At 28.1% G+C, this 23,042-nt stretch carries 16 protein-coding genes; 6 read left to right on the forward strand and 10 right to left on the reverse strand.

The window, feature by feature from the left end; all coding sequences use genetic code 11:
- Positions 1–67: 67 nt before the first annotated feature.
- Positions 68–4,483, reverse strand: coding sequence for a translocation/assembly module TamB domain-containing protein (locus KI686_RS03520; RefSeq protein WP_237587889.1), 4,416 nt, complete (start codon positions 4,481–4,483; stop codon positions 68–70).
- Positions 4,484–4,695: 212 nt separating this feature from the next.
- On the opposite strand from KI686_RS03520, the gene tsaD reads away from it, so the two are divergent.
- From tsaD to KI686_RS03535, 3 genes are all read left to right on the forward strand, one after another.
- A complete protein-coding gene (gene tsaD, locus KI686_RS03525) occupies positions 4,696–5,721 on the forward strand; it encodes a tRNA (adenosine(37)-N6)-threonylcarbamoyltransferase complex transferase subunit TsaD (RefSeq protein WP_237587890.1) in 1,026 nt (341 codons plus the stop codon).
- Positions 5,722–5,911: 190 nt separating this feature from the next.
- Complete coding sequence (locus KI686_RS03530) at positions 5,912–8,815, forward strand: FAD-binding and (Fe-S)-binding domain-containing protein (RefSeq protein ID WP_237587891.1); 2,904 nt, start codon at positions 5,912–5,914, stop codon at positions 8,813–8,815.
- On the forward strand, positions 8,815–9,804 hold the full coding sequence (locus tag KI686_RS03535) for an aldo/keto reductase (protein WP_237587892.1): 990 nt from the start codon (positions 8,815–8,817) through the stop codon (positions 9,802–9,804). The genes KI686_RS03530 and KI686_RS03535 overlap by 1 nt, the downstream gene beginning before the upstream one ends.
- A 54-nt stretch (positions 9,805–9,858) precedes the next feature.
- On the opposite strand, the gene KI686_RS03540 is transcribed toward KI686_RS03535, so the two are convergent.
- Together KI686_RS03540 and KI686_RS03545 are read right to left on the reverse strand one after the other, a co-directional pair.
- A complete protein-coding gene (locus KI686_RS03540) occupies positions 9,859–10,725 on the reverse strand; it encodes an OmpA/MotB family protein (protein WP_237587893.1) in 867 nt (288 codons plus the stop codon).
- 151 nt (positions 10,726–10,876) lie between these two features.
- Positions 10,877–13,516 carry a valine--tRNA ligase gene (locus tag KI686_RS03545; protein WP_237587894.1) on the reverse strand — a complete coding sequence of 880 codons (2,640 nt, stop codon included), beginning with the start codon at positions 13,514–13,516 and terminating at the stop codon, positions 10,877–10,879.
- A gap of 124 nt (positions 13,517–13,640) precedes the next feature.
- On the opposite strand from KI686_RS03545, the gene KI686_RS03550 reads away from it, so the two are divergent.
- Positions 13,641–14,051 (forward strand): DUF1573 domain-containing protein, encoded by a 411-nt coding sequence (locus KI686_RS03550; RefSeq protein ID WP_237587895.1) that lies wholly within the window; start codon positions 13,641–13,643, stop codon positions 14,049–14,051.
- A 2-nt stretch (positions 14,052–14,053) separates the two neighbouring features.
- On the opposite strand, the gene KI686_RS03555 is transcribed toward KI686_RS03550, so the two are convergent.
- Positions 14,054–15,391 (reverse strand): aspartyl protease family protein, encoded by a 1,338-nt coding sequence (locus KI686_RS03555; protein ID WP_237587896.1) that lies wholly within the window; start codon positions 15,389–15,391, stop codon positions 14,054–14,056.
- Between the two features lie 150 nt (positions 15,392–15,541).
- Between KI686_RS03555 and KI686_RS03560 the strand changes: the two genes are divergently transcribed.
- Entirely contained in the window at positions 15,542–16,732 is a 1,191-nt protein-coding gene (locus tag KI686_RS03560; RefSeq protein WP_237587897.1) for a pyridoxal phosphate-dependent aminotransferase, read from the forward strand.
- Positions 16,733–17,743 carry a UDP-N-acetylmuramate dehydrogenase gene (gene murB / locus KI686_RS03565; protein WP_237587898.1) on the forward strand — a complete coding sequence of 337 codons (1,011 nt, stop codon included), beginning with the start codon at positions 16,733–16,735 and terminating at the stop codon, positions 17,741–17,743. It begins immediately after the preceding gene.
- Between the two features lie 80 nt (positions 17,744–17,823).
- Here murB and KI686_RS03570 read toward each other — a convergent pair whose 3' ends face one another.
- The 6 genes from KI686_RS03570 to KI686_RS03595 all read right to left on the reverse strand — a co-directional run bounded on the left by KI686_RS03570 (position 17,824) and on the right by KI686_RS03595 (position 23,042).
- Positions 17,824–18,495: a DUF2490 domain-containing protein gene (locus KI686_RS03570; protein WP_237587899.1), complete on the reverse strand. Its 672-nt coding sequence runs from the start codon at positions 18,493–18,495 to the stop codon at positions 17,824–17,826.
- 72 nt (positions 18,496–18,567) lie between these two features.
- A complete protein-coding gene (locus KI686_RS03575; RefSeq protein ID WP_237587900.1) occupies positions 18,568–19,170 on the reverse strand; it encodes a DUF4956 domain-containing protein in 603 nt (200 codons plus the stop codon).
- A 1-nt stretch (position 19,171) separates the two neighbouring features.
- Complete coding sequence (locus KI686_RS03580; protein ID WP_237587901.1) at positions 19,172–19,921, reverse strand: polyphosphate polymerase domain-containing protein; 750 nt, start codon at positions 19,919–19,921, stop codon at positions 19,172–19,174.
- Positions 19,922–20,183: 262 nt separating this feature from the next.
- The gene (locus KI686_RS03585) at positions 20,184–21,638 is read right to left on the reverse strand and encodes an aryl-sulfate sulfotransferase (RefSeq protein ID WP_237587902.1); all 1,455 of its coding nucleotides are present in this window, start codon (positions 21,636–21,638) and stop codon (positions 20,184–20,186) included.
- A 146-nt stretch (positions 21,639–21,784) separates the two neighbouring features.
- Positions 21,785–22,462 (reverse strand): SCO family protein, encoded by a 678-nt coding sequence (locus KI686_RS03590; protein WP_237587903.1) that lies wholly within the window; start codon positions 22,460–22,462, stop codon positions 21,785–21,787.
- Entirely contained in the window at positions 22,431–23,042 is a 612-nt protein-coding gene (locus KI686_RS03595) for a toxin-antitoxin system YwqK family antitoxin (protein ID WP_237587904.1), read from the reverse strand. The genes KI686_RS03590 and KI686_RS03595 overlap by 32 nt, the downstream gene beginning before the upstream one ends.

Raw genomic sequence — 23,042 nt, forward strand, 5'->3', positions numbered from 1 at the left:
GCTTTAACTAATTATTATAATGTTAATTAATTTAATAAAATACATAAATATTTTTTAGAAAAATATTTTAATTTCCTTCAAAAAGATCTTGCTCTTCTCTTGTTCTTAAAATCGTATCTTTTTTAGGATTAGGAATAGGCTTTTCTCTTTTACCTTTTTTACGAAGACCAATCTTTCTTAATAAATCATAAAGAGTATTAAAGTTTACTTGGTAAGAAAGACCAACACCTTGTGTGTAACCTTCTTCTTCTGTTGAGTATTGAATTTCGTTTTGCCTATTAAAGATAACACCTCTTAAATTACCTTCATCATTTAATAAGACCTCTACTTTTACCTCTCCTACAACACTTGATTGTGTTTGGGTACCAACTGGCACACCAACTTTTCCGTTTATTATAACTTTATCACCCAGTTGGGTACTTACAGACACATCTACTTGGTTGTCTACATTTAGTCTATCTATATCATTATTTGTATCTCCTTGTTGGTAATCTACCCCTAATTGAAACTTACTCTCTGGACTATTTAATAAACTAGAAAATGCTGCAGATATAGCACTTGATGCTGTATTAGAAATACTTGCTCCTGCATCAAAATCTGCTCTATCTGGATTTGCAAAATTACCAAATGCTAATAATGATATAAATTGTGTTGTTTTTTCATTTACATTATTATCATTTAAAATAAACTCTAACTCACTTGCAATTGTAGGGTCTACATTAGATAATTGAATATCTAAATCTTGCTTAGTACTAAATAAACCACCAGTTATTCTGGTTACTAAATCTACTTCTATTTTTCTGTTAGAATTAAAATTTTCTAATAAAACCCCAGGGTTTGCTTTTGCTTTGTATATTGCAGTAACATCTAATAAAGCTTCATACGGATCTCCATTCCAAGAAACATTTCCTCCTTTTTCTATTATAAATGGTTTACTAATAAAGCCTCCATACTTAAAATCGTACACACCATTATCTATTGTGTAATCTCCAAACATATTAAATTTACCTCTGGTATTTATTTCTACCCTAAGGTTACCCGACCCGCTACCTGTAAGCTGACTTCCGTTTACTTCATCTATTACAACTTGTGCAATTGCATCTTTTGTAACCTCTAAATCTATATTTAAAGAAAGCCCTTTAAGTGCTTCTAAAGCCAGTTCTTTTTGTTTATCTTTTACTTTTGTTTCTGCAGATTTAAAATGAATTAAATTGTAACTATCTATAGTTTCTATATCTTTTAGCGGAACAACAAACTTGGTTCCTGCATTTGTTTTTGCATTTATCTCTATAGTTAATTGATCTGTTAAACCAGTAATATTTGCTGTACCATCTATAAAACCTGTACCATAATATAAAGATTCTTCTTTATTTTCTGTATCTAAAACAAGTAAATTATCACTCTCTATTTCTATATTTAAAAACCATTGTTTAAAGTTTAAGTGAGTAATATCACCCAAAAGTCTTCCTTTGGTTTTATACTTAGTATCTATTAAAGACACATCTTCAAATATAAAAGACTGTTCTTGTAGCTCTACAACAGATTCTCCTACAAAATCAAAATCTACATTTAAATACGGAAACTTTAATCCTGCATTTTTAAGACTTAATCTACCTTCCATTTCTGGATTTCCTAAAAAACCTCTTAAAGAAAAACCTCCAGAAGCTGTACCTCTTATAGATGATAAAACATCTTGTCCTAAAGGACTAAAAGCACTTAAACCAAAATCTTCTAAATAAACCTCTAAATCTATTAAAGGTCTTTTTAATGAAAAATCTAAAGAACCTGTAGCTGCTATACTTTTTACTTTTTCATTATCTATAGATAAATCTACTTTATATTTTTCATAAGAATTGTCTCCTTTAACATTTAACAATAAGTTTCCTTGTTTAAAATTATTTACTTGAAAATCTTTAATTGATAATAGAGCTTCTGGGTTATATGTACCATTTTTTTGAACAAAATCTACATTACCAGATAATGTTCCTTTTAAAGACAAACTATCTATTTTGGGTAAAAAACTTTGTAATTTAACTTTGGTAAAATCTGCTAAAAGAATTTTTTCTTCTTCGCCTTTTAATTGGCCTGTAAATTCAATTTTTTGTTCTCCTGAAACTAGTTTAAACTGACTAAAATTAAATTCTTTTTCTTTTAAATCAAATACAATAATATCTGAACTTAAATTGTCTGGATTAATATTCCAAACATTGTCTTTAAATTTAAAAGAAGAATCTTCGAAACCAACCACAGATTTTCCTTCTGAATTAAATGTGTAGAAAAAATCTAAATTAAAATCTTCATTCTTTTGGTTACCTCCTTTAAAAATTGATTTAAAATACAATGTATCATTTTGGGTTAAACTCAGTAAATTTAACTTAGAAACATTGTAATATTTTGTGTTAACTTCTGATGCTGTTAAATGCGAATTATATAATGGATTCTGATTATCTGTTCTTAATAAAAGATCTTTAACTTCATTACCATAAGCATTAATCTTTGGCGAAGAGATTGTTAATTTTAATTGATTTTTATCCGCATCTATTCTCCCTCTTATTTTTGTATTATTATCAATAGATATTTCTGGGAAAAACATTGTAATAATTTGATTGTAAATTGTAAAATTAAAATCTAAATATTGGTTAGGTTGTACTTTAAAAGGAGAATAATTTGTATAAATACTACCTAATGCGTTTTGAGATACTGGCAATAACTCTTCAAAAGAAAACTTACCTTTGAGGTGCCCTTTTGCAATATCTTCTGATGTAACATCAATGGTTTTAATACTATCTTTTACAGAAGATGTTACATTAAATTCTTTAAAATTAAAGTCTTCTTTTTGATTTCTATAGAATACATTTTTAAAAGTTGCTTTACCTGTAATATTATCAAAATTATTACCTTCTATATCTAAAGTTACATTTCCTTTAAGAACCGCAATACTATCTCTTGTAAAAAGGTTTGTTTCTCTTAAATTTAAAAATTCTATATCAGATTTAAAATCGAACTTATGAATTTCGGATGACAAGTCTGCCAATCCATTAAATTCCATTTTAAAATTTGTATCATCTATCTTTAAATTACCATCAAACTTACTGTTTTGGTATTGGCCGTTAACATCAATATTTTTATAAGAATAATTTTTAAAAACCAATTGAGAAATGGTTCCTACAAACTCTGTATTAATGTTTTCTAATTTAAAACCTTCTCCTTTTACATCTCCTTTTAAAGAAACTGCGCCAAATAAAGGATCGTTTACTAAAACACCAACATCAAACTTACTTAATTGTATTTTACCACTGTAAGCAGCATAATCTATATTATCGATATTAGATATTTTTAAGTCTGATATAATTGTACCAATTTTAGATTTTAAGTTTACATTGGCACTCATTTTATCTGGAGTAACATTTACTTTTCCTTTTAAAGTAAATTGACCTATTTTTTTAAACTCTGTTGGCAACGTTTTTCCTAAAACATTTGGTAAGATATATTTTAATTCATCATAAGTTGCAGTTAAATCTTTTAAATCTCCTTTAAATACAAATCCGTTTTCTTTATTTACTGCATTTACAAAACCTAAATCACCAATTAATTTTATTCCTTTATTAGAATTTAATTTTAAACCATTTAAAGAAAAATCATTTAATTTTCCGTTTAACACACCTGTTAAATGAACAACGTCTGTACCACTTAACTCGTTATAATATTTTTTTAAATCTGGTATAGCAATTTTACTTTTACCAAAAACCGCTTTTATGTTTACTTTATTATTAAAGTCTATTAAATCTTTTCTTTCGTATGTAAAACCTATATCTCCTTTAATATCAGATTTCATGGTTTGCAATGTTGTATTTTTAAACTCCATTGCAGTTATAGAATACGTAAAATCTGTTGATAAATTTGTTATTTCTAAACCTCGATTATCTGTTAAATAAAGTCCTCTAATTTTTGATGAAAAATCTGTACCATCAATTAACAAATCTTCTAAAGTTCCGCCTGCTTTTTTTGCCGAAAAAAGCAATGGATTTTTACTATTGTAATTTGTTAAAGTATATTCTAGATTGTTAATATAAACGTTAGATGATTTTAAAATAAATGGTTTAGCCAAAGAATCTTTGGGTTTACCGGTAATAAAATTGGCTATAAAGACCGATAAGTTATCGGTTTCTTCTCCTTTGTATGTTTTCATAAAAAGACGCACACCTCCTAAAGATATATCTCCTAAATCAACATTTTTTTCAATAATTTTTTTGGCGTTTAAAATAGATGTGTTTAGTCTTTTTGCAAAAATTAGGGTATCTTTATGATGATCTCTAATTTCTATTCCTTTTAACCTTACGTTTCCTAACAAAGATAAGTCTACCTTTTCTACAGAAATATCTGTATTATAGGTTTCATTAATCTTTTTGGTAGCATAATTACCTATTCTTGTTTGTACAAAAGATGTAGAAAGCACAACAACAATAAATAACAGAAAAAGCACAAAGTACCCTAACCATTTTAATATTTTATTTCTAACCTTTTTGATAACAATTTTTTATTTAAAATAATAGTAATAATAAACTACAAACTAATCAATTTTTAACCAATCTAATACAAATAACGTTCAATTTTAACAAACAATTAAACATCTATTCTCAAAAAAAGATAGACACCATAAAATTATCCTTAATTTTGTTCTAAATTTATTTTTTAATGGAAAAACCTGTTTATATTTTAGGTATCGAATCTTCTTGTGATGATACAAGTGCTTCTGTAATTTGTAACGCTAAAATTTTAAGTAATGTTGTTGCTAATCAAGAAATACATTCTAAATACGGTGGTGTTGTACCAGAATTAGCCTCTAGGGCACACCAACAAAACATTGTACCTGTTGTACAACAAGCCATAGAACAAGCTGGTATCTCTAAAAAAGATTTATCTGCTATTGCTTTTACACGTGGTCCTGGTTTAATGGGTTCTTTATTAGTGGGTACATCTTTTGCTAAGTCTTTGGCATTGGGTTTACAAATTCCTTTGATTGATGTAAACCATATGCAAGCTCATATTTTAGCTCATTTTATAGAAGATCCAGAAAGTAAAACACCTCCTTTTCCTTTTATCTGTTTAACGATTAGTGGTGGTCACACACAAATTGTTAAAGTAAAAAACCATTTTGAAATGGAGATTTTAGGTGAAACAATTGATGATGCCGTTGGAGAAGCTTTTGATAAATCTGCCAAAATTCTTGGTTTACCTTACCCTGGCGGACCTTTAATTGATAAATATGCAAAATTAGGTAACCCAAAAGCTTTTAAATTTACCAAACCTAAGGTTGGCGATTTAGATTTTAGTTTTAGTGGCTTAAAAACAGGTATTTTATACTTTATTCAAAAACAAGTAAAAACAAACCCTAATTTTATTGAAGAAAATTTAAATGACATTTGTGCTTCTATACAATATACAATCATAGAAATTTTAATGGAAAAACTAAAAAATGCTGTTAAAAAAACAGGAATTAAACATATAGCTATTGCTGGTGGTGTTTCTGCAAATTCTGAAATTAGAAATAGATTACAATTAGCACAAAAGCATTTTGGATGGACAACCTACATACCTAAATTTGAGTACACAACAGACAACGCTGCAATGATTGCTATATCTGGCTATTTAAAATTTTTAAACAATAATTATTCTAATGTATCTATTAGCGCACAAGCTCGTTTAAAAGTTACCGAATAAAAGTCTAGCGCTTTTATTAAATAATAATTATTGAAAAAGATAAAAACTTTAAAAAAATAATTTTATTGCAGTAATTATATAATTTCTTTAACATATTCATAAAATTATATAATCACATTCTCATTCTATAACTAAACAACTATTTTATTCAGATATTTGTATTTATATTCTTACTTTTTTCTAGTAAATAATGATTGACAATTCTACCTTAACAGACTTACATAACTCACTTTCTGGTGATGTTCTTTTTGATAATTTACACAAAAACTTATACGCAACAGATGCATCTGTTTATCGTAAAATTCCTTTAGCAGTTGCTTTTCCAAAGGATGAAAAAGACATTATTACTTTAATTAATTTTGCTAATAAAAACAATATTACTTTAATACCTAGAACTGCAGGAACTTCTCTTGCTGGGCAGTGTGTTGGAGACGGAATTGTAGTAGATGTTTCTAAACATTTTACAAAAATTATTTCTTTTGATGAAAAAGCAAAAACCGTAACCTTACAACCAGGAATAGTAAGAGATTCTTTAAATGTATATTTAAAACCTTACGGATTGTTTTTTGGGCCAAATACATCTACATCTAACAGATGTATGATGGGCGGAATGGTTGGTAACAATTCTTCTGGTAGCACATCTATAAAATATGGTGCTACAAGAGATAAAGTAATTGCTATAGATGCTATTTTAAGTGATGGAAGCACGGCTACTTTTAAAGAAATTACATCTGCAGAATTCATCAATAAAACAAAAGAAAACACACAAGAAGGTAAAATTTATAAAGCCATTTACAATGAGCTGTCTTTGGTAGAAAATCAGCAAGAAATTAAAAAAGAATTTCCAAAAGAAACTATTCACAGAAGATGTACAGGTTACGCTGTAGATGAGTTTTTAACTTCTGATTTATTTGGCGGTACAGAACCAACTATAAATGTAGCAAAACTACTTTCTGGTAGCGAAGGAACTTTAGCTTTTTCAACAAGTATTACGCTACAACTAGATGATGTTGCGCCTAAAGAAAGTATAATGGTTTGTACACATTTTAAAACCATTAACGAAAGTTTAAAAGCTACAGTTATTGCTATGAATCACAATTTATATAATTGTGAGTTAATGGATAAAATTATTTTAGATTGTACTAAAGACAATAGAAAATTAGCCAAAAATCGTTTCTTTTTACAAGGCGATCCTGGCGCTGTTTTAATGCTAGAGGTTTCTGCAAATACATTACCAGAAGCAGAAGTTTTAGCAGATAATTTAATTGCAGATTTAGAAAAAAACAACTTCGGTTATCATCACCCAAAAGTTTACGGAGCAGATATTGCAAAAGTACATTACTTACGTAAAGCTGGTTTGGGTGCTTTAGCCAATATTGTTGGCGATAAAAAAGCAGTTGCTTGTATAGAAGATACTGCTGTAGCTTTAGAAGATTTACCAAATTATATTGAAGAGTTTACCAAAATAATGGATAAATACAAGCAAAATGCTGTGTATTATGCGCATGCTGGTGCTGGAGAACTACATTTACGTCCTATTTTAAATTTAAAAAAATCGGAAGATGTTGTTCTTTTTAGAAAGATTACAACAGAAACTGCCAAATTGGTAAAAAAATACAATGGTTCTTTTTCTGGTGAACACGGAGACGGAATTGTACGTGCAGAATTTATTCCTTTAATGATTGGTGATAAAAATTATCAATTATTAAGAAGAATTAAAAAAGCATTCGACCCTAACAACGTTTTTAATCAAGGGAAAATTACTGATGCTTTTCCTATGGATAAAAGTTTACGTTATGAAGTTGATAGAAAAGAACCGCAAATAAAAACACTACAAGATTTTTCTGCTAGCGAAGGTATTTTAAAGCTTGCAGAAAAATGTAATGGATCTGGAGATTGTAGAAAACCTGTAGAAGCTGGCGGAACATTGTGCCCAAGTTACAGAGCTACAAAAGACGAGAAAGATACCACAAGAGGTAGAGCAAATACATTAAGAGATGTTTTAACTAATAACACTGCTGCAAATAAATTTGATTCTAAAGAATTAAAGCAAGTTTTAGACCTTTGCTTAAGTTGTAAAGCTTGTGCCACAGAATGTCCAAGTAATGTAGATATAGCCAGTTTAAAAGCAGAATTCTTGTATCAATATCAAGAAACAAACGGATATTCTTTTAGAAATAAAATGTTTGCTAACAATGCCAAATACAATAAATTAGGTAGTGTTTTTCCTACAATTACCAATTTTTTTACCAACTCTATTGTTGCTAAAAAAGTATTAGGCGTTGCAGTAGAACGCTCTGTACCTAAATTAGCAAATCAAACCTTAGATAATTGGTTAAAAAAGCACAATATCACAATAGAAAAACCTAAAAAAGAGGTTTATTTATTCAATGATGAGTTTACTAATTATTACGATTCAGAAATAGGAAAAGATGCTGTTATTTTACTTGAAAAATTAGGTTACAAAGTAAAATCCGTTAAACATGATGAAAGTGGAAGAAGTCATATTTCTAAAGGGTTTTTAAAAGAAGCTAAAGAAATATGCAATAATAATATTGCTATTTTTAAAGATATTATTACGGATGAAACTCCACTTATAGGAATAGAACCTTCTGCAATTTTAGGTTTTAGAGACGAGTATATCCGTTTAGCTGATGATAAAAAATCCGCAGAAAAGATTGCAAAAAACAGTTTTACTTTCGAAGAGTTTATTGCTAACGAAATTAAAAAAGAAAACATAGATAGTAACATTTTTACCTTAGAAGCAAAAACTCTAAAAGTACATGGGCATTGCCACCAAAAAGCATTAACTGGTACACATGCTAGTTTTCAAATGCTTAATATTCCTAAAAACTATACTGTAACAATTATGAATACAGGGTGTTGCGGAATGGCAGGTTCTTTTGGTTACGAAAAAGAACACTATAAAGTTTCTATGCAAGTTGGTGAAGATACTTTGTTTCCTAAAATTAGAAATTGTAGTTCTGATACAGAAATTGCTGCCGCAGGAACCAGTTGCAGACATCAGATTTTTGATGGTACAAAACGTATTGCAAAACACCCGATAACCATTTTAAAAGAAGCTTTAATCTAATGGCAAAATACAAAGCAGATTCTAAAAGATATGACAAAATAAACTATAGAAGAACCGGTAATAGTGGTTTGCTTTTACCAGAAATTTCTTTGGGTTTATGGCATAACTTTGGTAAAAATGATGACTTTGATAACGCCCGAAACTTAATAAAATGTGCTTTTGATAATGGTATTACACATTTTGATTTAGCAAATAATTACGGTCCTCCTTACGGATCTGCAGAAAAAACATTTGGTAAAATATTAAAAAAAGATTTTAAGAAATACAGAGATCAGTTAATCATTTCTTCTAAAGCAGGCTATGATATGTGGCCTGGTCCTTATGGTAATTTTGGATCTAAAAAATATTTATTTTCTAGTTTAGACCAAAGTTTAAAAAGAATGAATTTGGATTATGTTGATATTTTTTATCATCACAGACCCGATTACAACACTCCTTTAGAAGAAACTATGGGAGCTTTAGATTTAATTGTTAAACAAGGAAAAGCTTTATATGTTGGTTTATCTAATTATCAACCTAAAGAAGCAGAAAAAGCATTCTCAATTTTAAAAAAATTAGGAACCCCGTGTTTAATTCATCAACCAAGATATAGTTTATTCGATCGTTGGGTAGAAGATGGCCTTTTAGATTTATTAAGCAATTCTGGTGTTGGTGCTATTTGTTTTTCTCCTCTAGCACAAGGTATGTTAACAGATAAATATATAAAAGGGTTGCCAAAAGATTCTAGAGCTGTAAAAGACGGACGCTATTTAAAAACAGATCAGGTTTTAGATAAGCTTCCTAAAATAAAAGCTTTGCATGAAGTAGCTTTAAGCAGAAATCAAAATTTAGCTCAAATGGCAATTTCTTGGATTTTAAAAGACGATAGAATTACTTCTGTTTTAATTGGCGCTAGTAAACCAGCGCAAATATTAGACAATTTAAAAGCTACCAAAAACACTACTTTTTCTACAGAAGAATTAGAAAAAATAAATATTATTTTAAAATAAAAAAAGGAAGCATTTAGCTTCCTTTTTTTATTTACTTTTTATTTAAAACTAAACTTAATCTACCAATTGTTCATCTGCTAGTAAAGCAAAAAACTTGTCTAAATTTGGTAAAATAACAATTCTAGTTCTTCTGTTTTTAGCTCTATTTGCATTGCTTGTATTTTCTACTAAAGGCATTGTAGAACCTCTACCTGCAGCAATTAATCTACTTCCTTCAATTTTATATTTGCTCTCTAAAAGTCTAACAATAGAAGTTGCTCTTTTTACACTTAAATCCCAGTTATCCTGAACTTTATCATTACTAATTGTTCTAGAATCTGTATGTCCTTCAATCATTACATCTAAACTTGGTTCAGATTTTATAAGTGCAGCTAATTTTTCTATTAAACCGTAAGCACCTTGTTTTACTCTGTAACTTGCGGTGTTAAATAATAATTTATCAGAAACAGAAATCATAACTACTGTTTGGTCAATATCAATATTTAAATCATCAGAATCTGTTAAATCTGTAGTACTTATCTTATTTTTTAAATTATAAGAAATTGCTAAATTTAAAGAATCTTTTAATGTTTTTGCTGATGCCAAGTCTGCAGGATCTACTTTTGATAAAGTTTCTCTCATTCGATCTCTTGTTTTATTAGAAATAACTGCTGTTTTACCAACCATATCTAATTTTACATCGTTTGCATCTTGTAGCGCTGAATTATCGCTTTTTAAAGAATTAATCTTTTCATTATAAGTTGCTACTCTTTTTTCTATTGTTGCAAACTTACTTTCTAAAGCTTCTTTTTCAATGGTAGTTTTTTGAAGAGTTCCCTTAGTATCAGTTAATTGATTTTCTAAAGCTACATACTTCTTTTTTGATACACATGATGTTGCTAACAAAGAAATTGCTACAACAGGAATAATTAATTTTTTCATTATTTTTTTGATTTTTATAGTTCTATTTAAAACGAAAAAGAACCAGTTTTATTGCGTTTTCAATTAATTTTAGCAAATTTTAACGCTTAATGTTAAAAAATCCATAAGAAAATTAATTCTTATGGATTTTTATATTCAACCATTTAAAAGTCTATTTAAGTGTACTTAAACTACTTTTTATGGTTTCTATTTTTGCTTTAGTATCAGCTTCTTTTTTACGTTCTAAAGCAATTACTTTTTCGGGTGCATTTGCTACAAAACGCTCATTAGAAAGCTTTTTCGTAATTCCGAATAAGAAACCTTCTGCTCTTTTTAACTCAGCTTCTAACTTTTTAATTTCTGCTTCTACATCTATATTTTCTATAGAAATTGGCACAAAATATTCGTTAGATTTTACTCTAAAAGAAGCACCATCTACTTTTTCTGAAACGTAATTTATAGTTGCCGTATTTGTTAATTTTTTAATAACAGCATCAAATTCTTTAGAACTTTTATCTTTATTAATTACAAATAACTCTACAGCATCTTTAAAAGAAATATTTTTGTCTTTTCTAATAGTTCTAATACCAGAAACAACATCTGTAGCAAAATCGAAGTCTGCAATAATGTTAGCATCAAAATCTTTAATTGTAGGATATTTTGCAATTACTAAAGCTTCTTCTTTTGATCTTTCTGTAATATGTTGCCAAATTTCTTCTGTTAAAAATGGCATAAACGGATGCAATACTTTTAAATTATTTTCTAAAACAGTTATAATTGCATCAAGCGTTGTTTGATCTATTGGTTGTTGATAAGCTGGTTTTACAATTTCTAATAACCAAGAAGAAAAATCATCATTAATTAATTTATAAATTGCCATTAAAGCATCAGACAAACGGTATTTAGAGAAATGATCTTCTATTTCTGCCAATGTTTTTTGAAACTTTGCTTCGTACCAAGTCAATCCAATTTTAGAAGTTTCTGGTTGTTCTAAACTTGCATCTACTTCCCAACCTTTTATCAAACGGAAAGCATTCCAAATTTTATTTGCAAATCCTTTTCCTTGCTGACATAAATCTTCATCAAATAAAATATCGTTTCCTGCAGGAGCGCTTAATAATAAACCAACTCTTACACCATCTGCACCAAATTCTTCAATCAATTTTAAAGCATCTGGCGAGTTTCCTAATGATTTAGACATTTTACGTCTTTGTTTATCTCTTACTAATCCTGTAAGATAAACGTTTTCAAAAGGTTTTTCGTCTTTATATTCATATCCAGCAACAATCATTCTTGCTACCCAGAAAAATAAAATATCTGGCCCAGTAACTAAATCGTTTGTTGGATAATAATATTTAATTTCTTCATTTTCTGGATTTCTAATTCCGTCGAAAACAGACATTGGCCATAACCAAGAAGAAAACCAAGTGTCTAAAGCATCTTCATCTTGACGTAAGTCTTCAATTTTGAAAGACTTCTCGACTGCGCTCGAAGAGACTGCTAGTTCGTATGCTTTTTCACGCGTTTCTGCAACTACAAAATCTTCTTTTCCGTCTCCGTAATAAAATGCAGGTATTTGTTGTCCCCACCAAAGTTGACGAGAAATGTTCCAATCGCGTACATTTTCCATCCAATGACGATAGGTGTTTTCAAATTTCTTTGGATATAAGTTGATGTCTGTATCATCACCTAAAACCGCTTTAATTGCAGGTTTAGCCAATTCTTCCATCTTTAAAAACCATTGATCTGATAATCTTGGCTCTATAACTGCTTTTGTTCTTTCTGATGTACCAACTTTATTTGTATGAACTTCAGTTTTTACTAAAATTCCTTTTTCTTCTAATTCTTTGGCAATTTCTTTACGAACTACAAAACGGTCTTTGCCTTGATAATGTAATCCAAAAGAGTTTAAAGAAGCATCATCATTAAAAATATCGATTACTTCTAAATTGTGTTTATCACCTAAATTCTTATCATTTTCATCGTGTGCAGGAGTAACTTTTAAACAACCGGTACCAAATTCTAAATCTACATATTCATCTTCTATAATAGGAATTACTCTATCACAAAGTGGTACAATTGCTTTCTTCCCTTTTAAATGTGTAAAACGCTCATCATTTGGGTTGATACAAATTGCAGTATCACCAAAAATAGTTTCTGGCCTTGTGGTTGCAATTGTTAACGTATCATCAGATCCTTCTATTTTATATTCTAAATAATATAAGTTTCCTTGTCTTTCTTCGTGAATTACTTCTTCATCAGAAAGTGTCGTTTTTGCTTCTGGATCCCAGTTTACCATTCTGTATCCTCTATAAATTAAACCTTTGTTATATAAATCAACAAAAACTTTAATTACAGATTCAGACATTTCTGGATCCATTGTAAAGGCAGTTCTTTCCCAATCGCAAGAAGCACCTAATTTTTTTAATTGTTCTAAAATGATTCCTCCGTATTCATTTTTCCAATCAAAAGCGTGTTGCAAGAATTCTTCTCTAGTTAAATCGCTTTTCTTGATTCCTTGCTCTTTTAATTTAGCAACAACTTTTGCTTCTGTTGCAATAGATGCGTGGTCTGTACCAGGAACCCAACAAGCATTTTTACCTAATAAACGTGCGCGTCTTATTAAAACATCTTGTATAGTGTTGTTTAACATATGGCCCATATGTAAAACTCCCGTTACGTTTGGTGGCGGAATTACAATTGTATAAGGCTCTCTTTCATCTGGTGTTGAATGAAAATAGTTGTTTTTCATCCAGTAATCGTACCATTTATCTTCTACTTGTTTTGCATCGTATTTAGATGGAATTGTCATACTTTGGTATCCTTTTTGATATATAGTTGGCAAAAATACAATTATCTATTTTTGTAGAGAAAATTAGTAGTTGATTTTTTAATACAAAAAAATAGTATTAATTTTACAGTATAAATCTTTAGTTATGAAAACCTTTGCATCTATTTTAGTATTATTTCTAGTTTCATTTTCTATAAATGCGCAAGAATTTAAGTTCGAAAAAGAAACCATAGATTATGGTAAAGTAAGCAAAGGCTCTAACGGAGAGAAAGTTTTTGTTTTTACAAATGTAGGAGACCAACCTTTAATTATATCTAAAATACAATCTTCTTGTGGTTGTACGGTTCCTAAAAAGCCAGAACAACCAATTATGCCTGGTAAAAAAGGAGAAATTAAAGTTTCTTATGATACTAAAAGGCTTGGTGGTTTTTCTAAATCTATTACCATTTTCTCAAATGCTAAAAGTGCTAGAAAAATAATTAAAATTAAAGGTTTAGTTACCAATGAGCTTTCTTTAGAAAAAGAGAAAAGCATTTTATCTGATACTAAAGAATAACATTATATCTTTTTTTGTAATCTAAATTCAAATTTTAAGATTTTATCATTTCTATTTACTGTTATAGTAATTTTTTTATTCGCTTTTTCTTGAAATTTTGCGGTAATAGAACTTAAAGTATAGTCATGTGCTGGTTTATTGTTAATTTTTACAATAATATCATCTTTTAATAATCCACTTTTTTCTGCTGCAGAGTTTTTTAAAACACTTTTAATTTTAAATCTAGGTTTAAATTTATAAGAAAAACTACTTATTACGTTTATAGAAAAACCACTATTGTCTTCTCTATTATTATAACCATTACTCATTTTTTTTTCTTCTTTCACCAATTCTTTTCCGCTGTAAACAACTTCTAAACCAGACATATTGTAATTAAATTCTTTAGATAAAGATTTTTGTTTTTTTAGCATTATTTTTTGATTTGGATAATCAAACCAAACTTTAAATCTTTTTAAAATACTTGCACCAATACTGCCTTCTCTTTCTTTAAATTTTCTAGCATTTTTTGTTGATATAGAATCTAAAAAAGAAACAGTTGGTTTTATAACATTAAAAGAACCTATTTTAATTTTTGGCACTCTACTTCTATTACCATAAATAACACCACTTAAACCTTCGCCTAAAATGTCATTAAAAAACCGATTCGGTGTTTTTATCCCTTTTTTTGCATCTTCAAAAAGCCATAAAGCATCACTTCCACCAGAATCTATCAACATTTTTACTTTTTTAAAGCTATTATTAATTGTATCTAACTGCACCTCTGCTTCTATATAAGGTTTTTTTCTAAAAATTTGAAGCGGAAATACTTCACATCTAAAACACTCTTTATAAGAGTATTTTTTAGGATTGTAAAAAACAATATTCTTTGTTTTATAATTTATTTTAACAATAAAATTCCTTAAAATATTATAACCAATAATACCATGAATTGTTTTTCCCATTTTACTAGAAAAATCAAAATTATCTTTTAAAACCACATAAATAGTTTCATTTTTATTGATAACATTTTTAATAGAAACGTTATTATTATAAGACAATAAAGCATCTACAGAGCTCCCTTTACCCAAACCTCTTAGTTTTACTTTTTTTACATTCTTAAGGCTAGGTATTTTTTTACCAGGTAAATTAAAAAGAATCGTTTTGCCTGCGCCAGAATCTAAAATAAAAGATAATTGATTTCCATTTACCATTAAATCGATAACAATCAAATTATTAATCAATTCAAATTTTATACGTTCCTTTTTTATATCATTTTTTAAAAAACCATACCCTTTCTGTGCTTTAACTTTAAAAGAAATAGCAAATAATAAAATAATAAAGGGTAAAAATGTTCTTTTCAAGAAAAATGATTAAAAGTTTTTAATAATATACAAAAAAAAGACGTTATTATTTAAACTTTGATAAAAACCATCACTAAAGATTCTTTAATTATAGTGTAGAAATAAAATATATTTTCGGAAATTCGCATATACTAATTAAAAAAAATTAATATGCCTTCTATATCACAAAAAGGAATTAAAATGCCACAATCGCCAATTAGAAAATTGGTACCATTTGCAGAAGATGCAAAAAAAAGAGGAACAAAAGTTTTTCATTTAAACATTGGGCAGCCAGATATTAAAACTCCTCAAGTTGCTTTAGACGCTGTTAAAAATAACAATATAGAAACTCTGTCTTATGCACGTTCTGAAGGTTCTGAAGAATACAGAACTAAATTGGCAGATTATTATGTAAAAAATAAGATTAATGTTACTGCAGATAACATTATTGCTACAACTGGTGGTTCTGAAGCCTTACTTTTTACTATTGGTAGTATTACAGATCCGGGTGATGAAATTATAATACCAGAGCCTTTTTACGCTAATTACAACGGTTTTTCTACAGCTTCTGGTGTAACTGTAGTACCTGTAATTTCTAAAATTGAAGATAATTTTGCCTTGCCAAAAATTGAAGAGTTTGAGAAGTTAATCACAAAAAACACAAAAGCTATTTTAATATGTAATCCTGGTAATCCTACAGGATATTTATATTCTCCTGAAGAAATTTTAAAACTAAAAGAAATTGTTTTAAAACACGATTTATTTTTAATTGCAGATGAAGTTTACAGAGAATTTACCTACGATGGTTTACAACATACTTCTGTAATGTCTGTTGATGGTTTAGAAGAAAACGCAATTGTAATAGATTCTGTTTCTAAACGCTACAGTATGTGTGGTGCAAGAATTGGTTGTATTGTTTCTAAAAATGATGCTTTTATAAAAACAGCTATTAAATTTGCCCAAGCACGTTTAAGTCCGCCAACTTATGCACTAATTGCAAGTGAAGCTGCTTTAGAAACTCCACAAAGTTATTTTGATGAAGTGATTGAAGAATATGTAGAAAGAAGAAATACTTTAATTACAGAACTAAATAAAATAGAAGGTGTAAAAGTTGCCAACCCTAAAGGTGCTTTTTATTGTGTTGCAGAATTGCCTGTAAAAGATTCTGATGATTTTGCACAATGGTTATTAGAAAAATTTAATTACAATAACGAAACAGTTATGGTTGCACCAGCTAGCGGATTTTATTCTACCGAGGGTGAAGGTAAAAACCAAATAAGAATGGCGTATGTTCTAAATAAAGAAGATTTAATTAAATCTGTAGAAATATTAGGCAAAGCATTAACTGAATACAATAAATAATTGAAGATTTTAAAAAACATATCTCTTAAAGAATATAATACGTTTGGTATTTCTGTAAATGCCAAACGTTTTATTTCTATAGATTCTGTTTACCAACTGCAACAACTTTTAAAAGTAGAAAAAGACATTTTTATCATTTCTGGAGGAAGTAATATGTTACTAACTAAAGATATTGATAAATTGGTTGTACATATTAATATTAAAGGAATTTCTATTGATAGAGAAGACCAAAATAATGTTTACATAACTGTTAATGCTGGTGAAAATTGGCACGATTTTGTTCTTTGGTCTGTTGATAATAATTTTGGAGGAATTGAAAACCTTTCTTTAATACCAGGTAATGTTGGTACTTGCCCAATACAAAATATTGGTGCTTATGGTGTAGAAGTTAAAGACACGATTACAAAAGTAGAAGCCGTAGAAATTGAAACCGAAAAATTAGTTACATTTTCTAATGAAGATTGTAATTTTGGTTATAGAAATTCTATTTTTAAAAACACCGTAAAAGGAAAATATATTATTACTTCTGTTTGTTTTCAACTCACAAAAAAGAAGCATAATATAAACTCTTCTTACGGAGCTATAGAAACAGAGTTAGCTTCTAAAAACATTACAAAACCTACATTAAAAAATATTTCTGATGCTGTAATAGCTATTAGAAAATCTAAATTACCAGATCCTAAAGAAATAGGAAATAGTGGTAGTTTTTTTAAAAACCCTGTAATTTTTAAAAGTCAGTTTTTAGAACTAGAAAAAAAATATCCAACAATACCTAGTTACAAAATTTCTGACACCGAAATTAAAGTACCTGCTGGCTGGTTAATAGAGCAAGCTGGTTTTAAAGGCAAACGCTTTGGTAATTACGGTGTACATGATAAGCAAGCCTTAGTTTTAGTAAATTATGGTAATGCATCTGGAGAAGAAATTTATCAGCTTGCTAAAAAAATTAAAGAAACAATTTTAGAAAAATTTAATATTTCTTTAGAGATTGAAGTTAATATTGTTAATTAAACGAAAAGGCTTTACGATTTCTCATAAAGCCTTTTACTATCCAAATCAAAAAAAAATATTTTAAGTTAGCGTACTAAATATTATTTAAAAGTATAATTATACTTTAAGCCAATAATGTTAGTAACTTCTGGTAAATCCACATTCATCTCTTTCTCAAATCTGTAGAAAACTCCAAATTTTCCAATATTTTCAACCTTATAATCTGTACCTACAGTAAGTCTGTATTTATTATAAGTATTTACATCACCATCTTCTTCGTAACGATTAAAAATTTCTGCTGAAACCTTAGGATCTAGTTTCCAATTTGCAAAATTATACTCTAAAGAAGTTCTTAAACGGAAAGTATGTTTTGGGTTATCTCCATCATCAGGAGAAATCCCTAATTCATTTTTATTTTGATAACGGAACCTATAACCTAACTCTAGATTTTTTATTTTATGTTTATATATTCCATCAAACTGAAATCTAAAATGCTTTTCATATCCTTGTATTGCACCTACATTGTCGTTAAAACTAATATACCTAGCTGCTGCACCTAATTTAAAATTTTTAAAAATTTCATACTCCACACCAAATTGAGTAAAGTAGCTATCTGTTTCAGAGAAATTTTCTTTTAATCTATATTGTTGCTCTACATTAAAATCCCATTTTTTAAGGCTATATCCAACCCCTATTGTCCCCCAAGATTCCCAATCTTTTTCTCCTGTTTGTGCATAGTTTAAATTAGAAAATAATGCAATATTTATTAGCATCAATTTAAAAAATATCCTTTTATTTATTTTAGACATAGTTCTCTTACTTATATTATTTGTTAATTTAAAATGTTACTTATTTTTGTAATAAAATATGGTTAAAGTAGCAATATCTCTTAAGAAATCTACATCACCAATATTTACTTTATTTATTGATAAACCAGTTCTTTCTTCTAAATCTGTTTTTAAAATATCATAGTTTTCTGGTTTAATGTTTTCTATATTTTCATAGATAATAGTTTTAGAAACCACTTGTTTTAAAGCCCAATATTTTTCTATGATAACTAAGACAGATATGATAAAAATATTTGCTGAAAGAATTTCTGCATAACTCATTTTTTTATTGGCTAAAGAGTTAATGATAGAAACACCAATTACCACAAACAAATAGGTCATTTCTTTAATATCTACAGGGTTTGTACGATATCTGATAATACCAAAAATAGCAAAAAGTCCTAAAGCCATTCCAATATCCATTTCGTATTTTTTTAATGTAAAACATAGAAAAAAGACAATAATACTAATTAAATAGTAAGTAAAAACGTAATCTTTTCTTTTTGAATCTGGATAATAAATAAACCTAATAATTATAGTTAAAAAGATAAAGTTTAAAGTAAATCTAAACAACATTTTAAAAAAATCATCATCAAATAAGGGTATGTCTAAAAATTCCATATTAAGCTATTATATTATTAATTTTAATTAGTTTTTTCTTAAAAACATTGTATTTTAAATCATTATAAAGGCTAACCATACCAATACAATATTTACTTATACTGTATGGATTTTGCTTAATTGATTTTAATGATTTAACTATTTTAGAAGTTCTATTAAAACGTTCTTGTTTTACCTCTACAACTACCAAATCTTCATACTTTTTTTCTAATTCGTTTATTTTGTATGATAAATTTAAGTCTAACGTAACTCTTTCTTTACTTTTTAAATTTACAAGTGTTATTCTGTTAAACTTATTTAATAGACTTGGTACTAAATTGTAAGTTTCATTAGTAGTTTCTGCAATAAATTCTTTAGATGATTCTGTTAAATTCCACTCAAAATCTTTCACCGGAATTCTAGTTTTATTAGTTTCTCCTTTTCCGTTTTTTTGCTTTATCTCTAAAAAACAAAGATTAGATTCTATGTATTTACGTTGTCTAATTTTGGTTCTATTATTTTTTCCGTTATGGTGGTCGTTGTAAAATTTATTATCATTAGTATCAAAATACAAAGAAGAATAACTCATAATTCTATCATTATTAATTTCTAAGACTCTATAATGTGTATCTAAATTTTGTAATACTGATATTAATTGAGTTTTATTAATAACAAACTTTGTATCTGTTCTTTTCATTAAAGCAACACTATTCATTTCATCTAATGAGATAGCTGCAAATTTTTTGATAATAGTTTCTACATTTTTAGACATATTAGATTAAATATTAAGTAATCGTTATTAAATTGTTACTTTTATTTAGATGATGTTCTTTTGCAAAACTTGTTGTTGATATGTTAAAAAAATGCAAATAAAAAACTCATCGTTTATTTGATGAGTTTTTTATTTCTAATTTTTGTTTAAATTATTCTGTTAAACATCTTAAAAATTCAGATAATCTTACTGCTTATAATAGTAAAAAAAGACTTTATGATTTCTCACAAAGCCTTTTTACTAATCAAACCAAAAAAAAATTTTATAAAGAACAATCGTAATCAGAACCACTTTCTATAGTTCCTTTAGATGTTAAAGTATAATCTTCTAATCCTTTAAAGTCTTTAGCATACTTTTCTGCTCTAAAAACTCTATTGCTACCATCATTAATAGAAGTATATTGAGTTGTTGCACCAGAAGAACCAACCGGATTTACATACTCCCACACCGTTTCTCCTTCATAATTTACTTCTGTAAAATAACCAGTAGCACCAACACAAATTAAAGTATTACCATTTGGCAGTCTTGTTGCACCAGATATATAAGCAGAGTACATATCTGTTGGTGAATCTGCAGAATAAGTCCACTGAAAATCTGATGCTCCATAAACCCCATTTGTAAGAGTATAAGAACCATCTGCATTAACTTCTGTATCTATTACATCTACAGTAGAGTAACTATTACCTGCTTGGTTATTAAAAACTATTACCATTCCGCCATCTGTATAACTATCTTCTATCCAATTTGCATTGTGTTGTACAAATAATTTTTGATCTCCTTCATCTCCCATATCATAAGTTTGTGGGTTTCCCCATCTATATAAAATATCTCCACCTTTATTAAAAGTACCTCCACTATGTGATGCGGCTTCTTCTGTTGTTGTAGAATGATCTATAATATAAAACTCGCTATAACTTCTGCTACTTACCAAAATTTGATCTAACTCTTCGTTATAATCAATTCCATTAAAATGCAACCAATCTTCTTCTTCATCACTATCATAATTAAAATTGATATCTAACAACTCTGGATGATCAGCTACAACACCAAAATTTGATAGCGCATCATTCTCATCTTGTATTGTATGGTCTGTTGCATACCACTCCCAAACAATTTCTGCTGTACCACTAGTAATATCAGGTTTAATTTCGATGATTTTTTCTGACCATAATTCTGATATATCATCTGTTCTTCCTAAATTCTCTACCTCAGAAGAAGTTTTTTTATCCCAAGCGATTACTAAAATATTTCCGTTTTGCATATATTCTACATCGTGATGCTGACATTCTGTAGTAGTAGATATTGTGTAATCCCAAACCACCTCTCCATCTGCATTTATCATTTCTATAATTCCTCCTCGTCCACCTGCGTTAAAGCTAGAATTATTGTCATTACCCGTTCTTAACAAATAACCATTTTCTAAAAGGTACACAGAATGTGAAGGTTCGTAATTAGAAGGCCAACTATACACCTCTTCTCCGCAATTGTCTAACAAATAAGTTGTGGTGCTTAAAATAGGTGCAAATAGCGTATAGCCATCATAAGCATCTTCTGTATTTAACCTTAACCCAACTGTATAATCATCATTTACTACTTCGTTTGTTGCAGAAGTATCATCAACATCTTCTTCGGATGTTGTAGTGTATTCTGATGAGCAATTACTAAACCACAAAATTGTACACATTAATACGCTAATTCTTAAAGGTATTTTTTTCATTATATATATTTTAATTAGATATCTATTTAGACTATTTTCTTAAAAAAAACTTGTGATAAATTTTTATAAATTTTTATTGAAAAAAAGTAAAAAAAACAACCTCATCAACTGCTTAATGAGGCTGTTAAAAATAATATCTCCCAATACTAAATTTCTAATTGTAATGTTTTTATATCTGCTATTAACTGTTTTACAGAATTTTTACTTAAACCATTATAAATACCTCTTATATGTTTATTTTTATCAATAAGGATAAAGTTTTCTGTATGTAAAAAATCATCAATTCCTTTTGGTTCTCCTAAGTCTTCTTCTATAAAATAAGATTTTCTACCTAAATCGTAAATCTCTTTTTTATCACCCGTAACTAAATGCCAATTTTTACCAATATTATGTTCTTTTGCATAGTTTTTAAGTTGAGAAACTGAATCTTTTGTTGGTGTTACAGAATGCGAAAGCATTAAAACAGAATTATCATCTTTAAAAGCTTCTTGAACCAAATTCATATTCTTTGTCATCATTGGGCAAATACCCGGACAAGTTGTAAAGAAAAAATCTGCTACATAAATTTTATTTTCGAATGTTTTACTTGTAATTTTATTTCCGTTTTGATCTATTAAATTAAAATCTGGAATTTTATGAAAATCACTTAAATTATCATTCTTTTTATCCAACCAATTTGGTGTAAATGATGCTTCTTTATAATAAGGTAACACCTCTATTTTACTAGTTATTTCTTTATGGTTATTTTTTTTACAACCAACAATAAGAGATAAAATTATTAATGATAAAAAACTATATTTTTTTACTTTCTTCAACTTCTTCATTCTTTAATTGATAACATAAATTAGCACGTTTCATACCAAAAGTTCTTCCGTTTTTAGCCTCGTAATTAATGTATATCTTTCCGTTTTTTAACCAACCTTTTTGTATACCATTCTCTTTTCCGTTTACTAAATTTCTTTGTTTAGATAAACTTCCATCACTATACCATTGTTTTTCTTCTCCTTCTTTTTTTCCTTTTACAAATTTTACAGTAGAAGATAAAACACCATTTACCCACCAAGTTTTATAACTGCCTTCTAATGTGTTTTGATGATAATGAGATTCTAACTTTAAAACGCCATTATTAAACCAAACTTTATAAGCACCTTGTTTTTTACCATTATAAAAACCTGTTTTCTCTTTTAAAATTCCGTTAGAGTAATATTTTACAGCAAAACCATTATATAATTTATTTTTATAATACCAATTACCCTGGTTACCGTTTAAAATTAAACTGTCTTTATGTACAATATTATTTTGGTCTATTTCTATTATTTTATTTATTGAAACCGTTTTTTCTTTATTAGCTGTTTTACAACCAACAATAAAAATTAACAATAAAATTATTTTAGAAACCTTCAT

Source organism: Polaribacter sargassicola (assembly GCF_021991835.1).
GTDB lineage: Bacteria > Bacteroidota > Bacteroidia > Flavobacteriales > Flavobacteriaceae > Polaribacter > Polaribacter sargassicola.

Excerpts from the sequence above, each read along its gene's own strand:
- KI686_RS03595 (WP_237587904.1), bottom strand. The coding sequence starts at position 23,042 with ATGAAGGTTTCTAAAATAATTTTATTGTTAATTTTTATTGTTGGTTGT.
- tsaD (WP_237587890.1), top strand. The coding sequence starts at position 4,696 with ATGGAAAAACCTGTTTATATTTTAGGTATCGAATCTTCTTGTGATGAT.
- KI686_RS03540 (WP_237587893.1), bottom strand. The coding sequence starts at position 10,725 with ATGAAAAAATTAATTATTCCTGTTGTAGCAATTTCTTTGTTAGCAACA.
- KI686_RS03575 (WP_237587900.1), bottom strand. The coding sequence starts at position 19,170 with ATGGAATTTTTAGACATACCCTTATTTGATGATGATTTTTTTAAAATG.
- KI686_RS03550 (WP_237587895.1), top strand. The coding sequence starts at position 13,641 with ATGAAAACCTTTGCATCTATTTTAGTATTATTTCTAGTTTCATTTTCT.
- KI686_RS03590 (WP_237587903.1), bottom strand. The coding sequence starts at position 22,462 with ATGAAGAAGTTGAAGAAAGTAAAAAAATATAGTTTTTTATCATTAATA.
- KI686_RS03570 (WP_237587899.1), bottom strand. The coding sequence starts at position 18,495 with ATGCTAATAAATATTGCATTATTTTCTAATTTAAACTATGCACAAACA.
- KI686_RS03545 (WP_237587894.1), bottom strand. The coding sequence starts at position 13,516 with ATGACAATTCCATCTAAATACGATGCAAAACAAGTAGAAGATAAATGG.
- KI686_RS03585 (WP_237587902.1), bottom strand. The coding sequence starts at position 21,638 with ATGAAAAAAATACCTTTAAGAATTAGCGTATTAATGTGTACAATTTTG.
- KI686_RS03560 (WP_237587897.1), top strand. The coding sequence starts at position 15,542 with ATGCCTTCTATATCACAAAAAGGAATTAAAATGCCACAATCGCCAATT.
- KI686_RS03530 (WP_237587891.1), top strand. The coding sequence starts at position 5,912 with ATGATTGACAATTCTACCTTAACAGACTTACATAACTCACTTTCTGGT.
- KI686_RS03535 (WP_237587892.1), top strand. The coding sequence starts at position 8,815 with ATGGCAAAATACAAAGCAGATTCTAAAAGATATGACAAAATAAACTAT.
- KI686_RS03580 (WP_237587901.1), bottom strand. The coding sequence starts at position 19,921 with ATGTCTAAAAATGTAGAAACTATTATCAAAAAATTTGCAGCTATCTCA.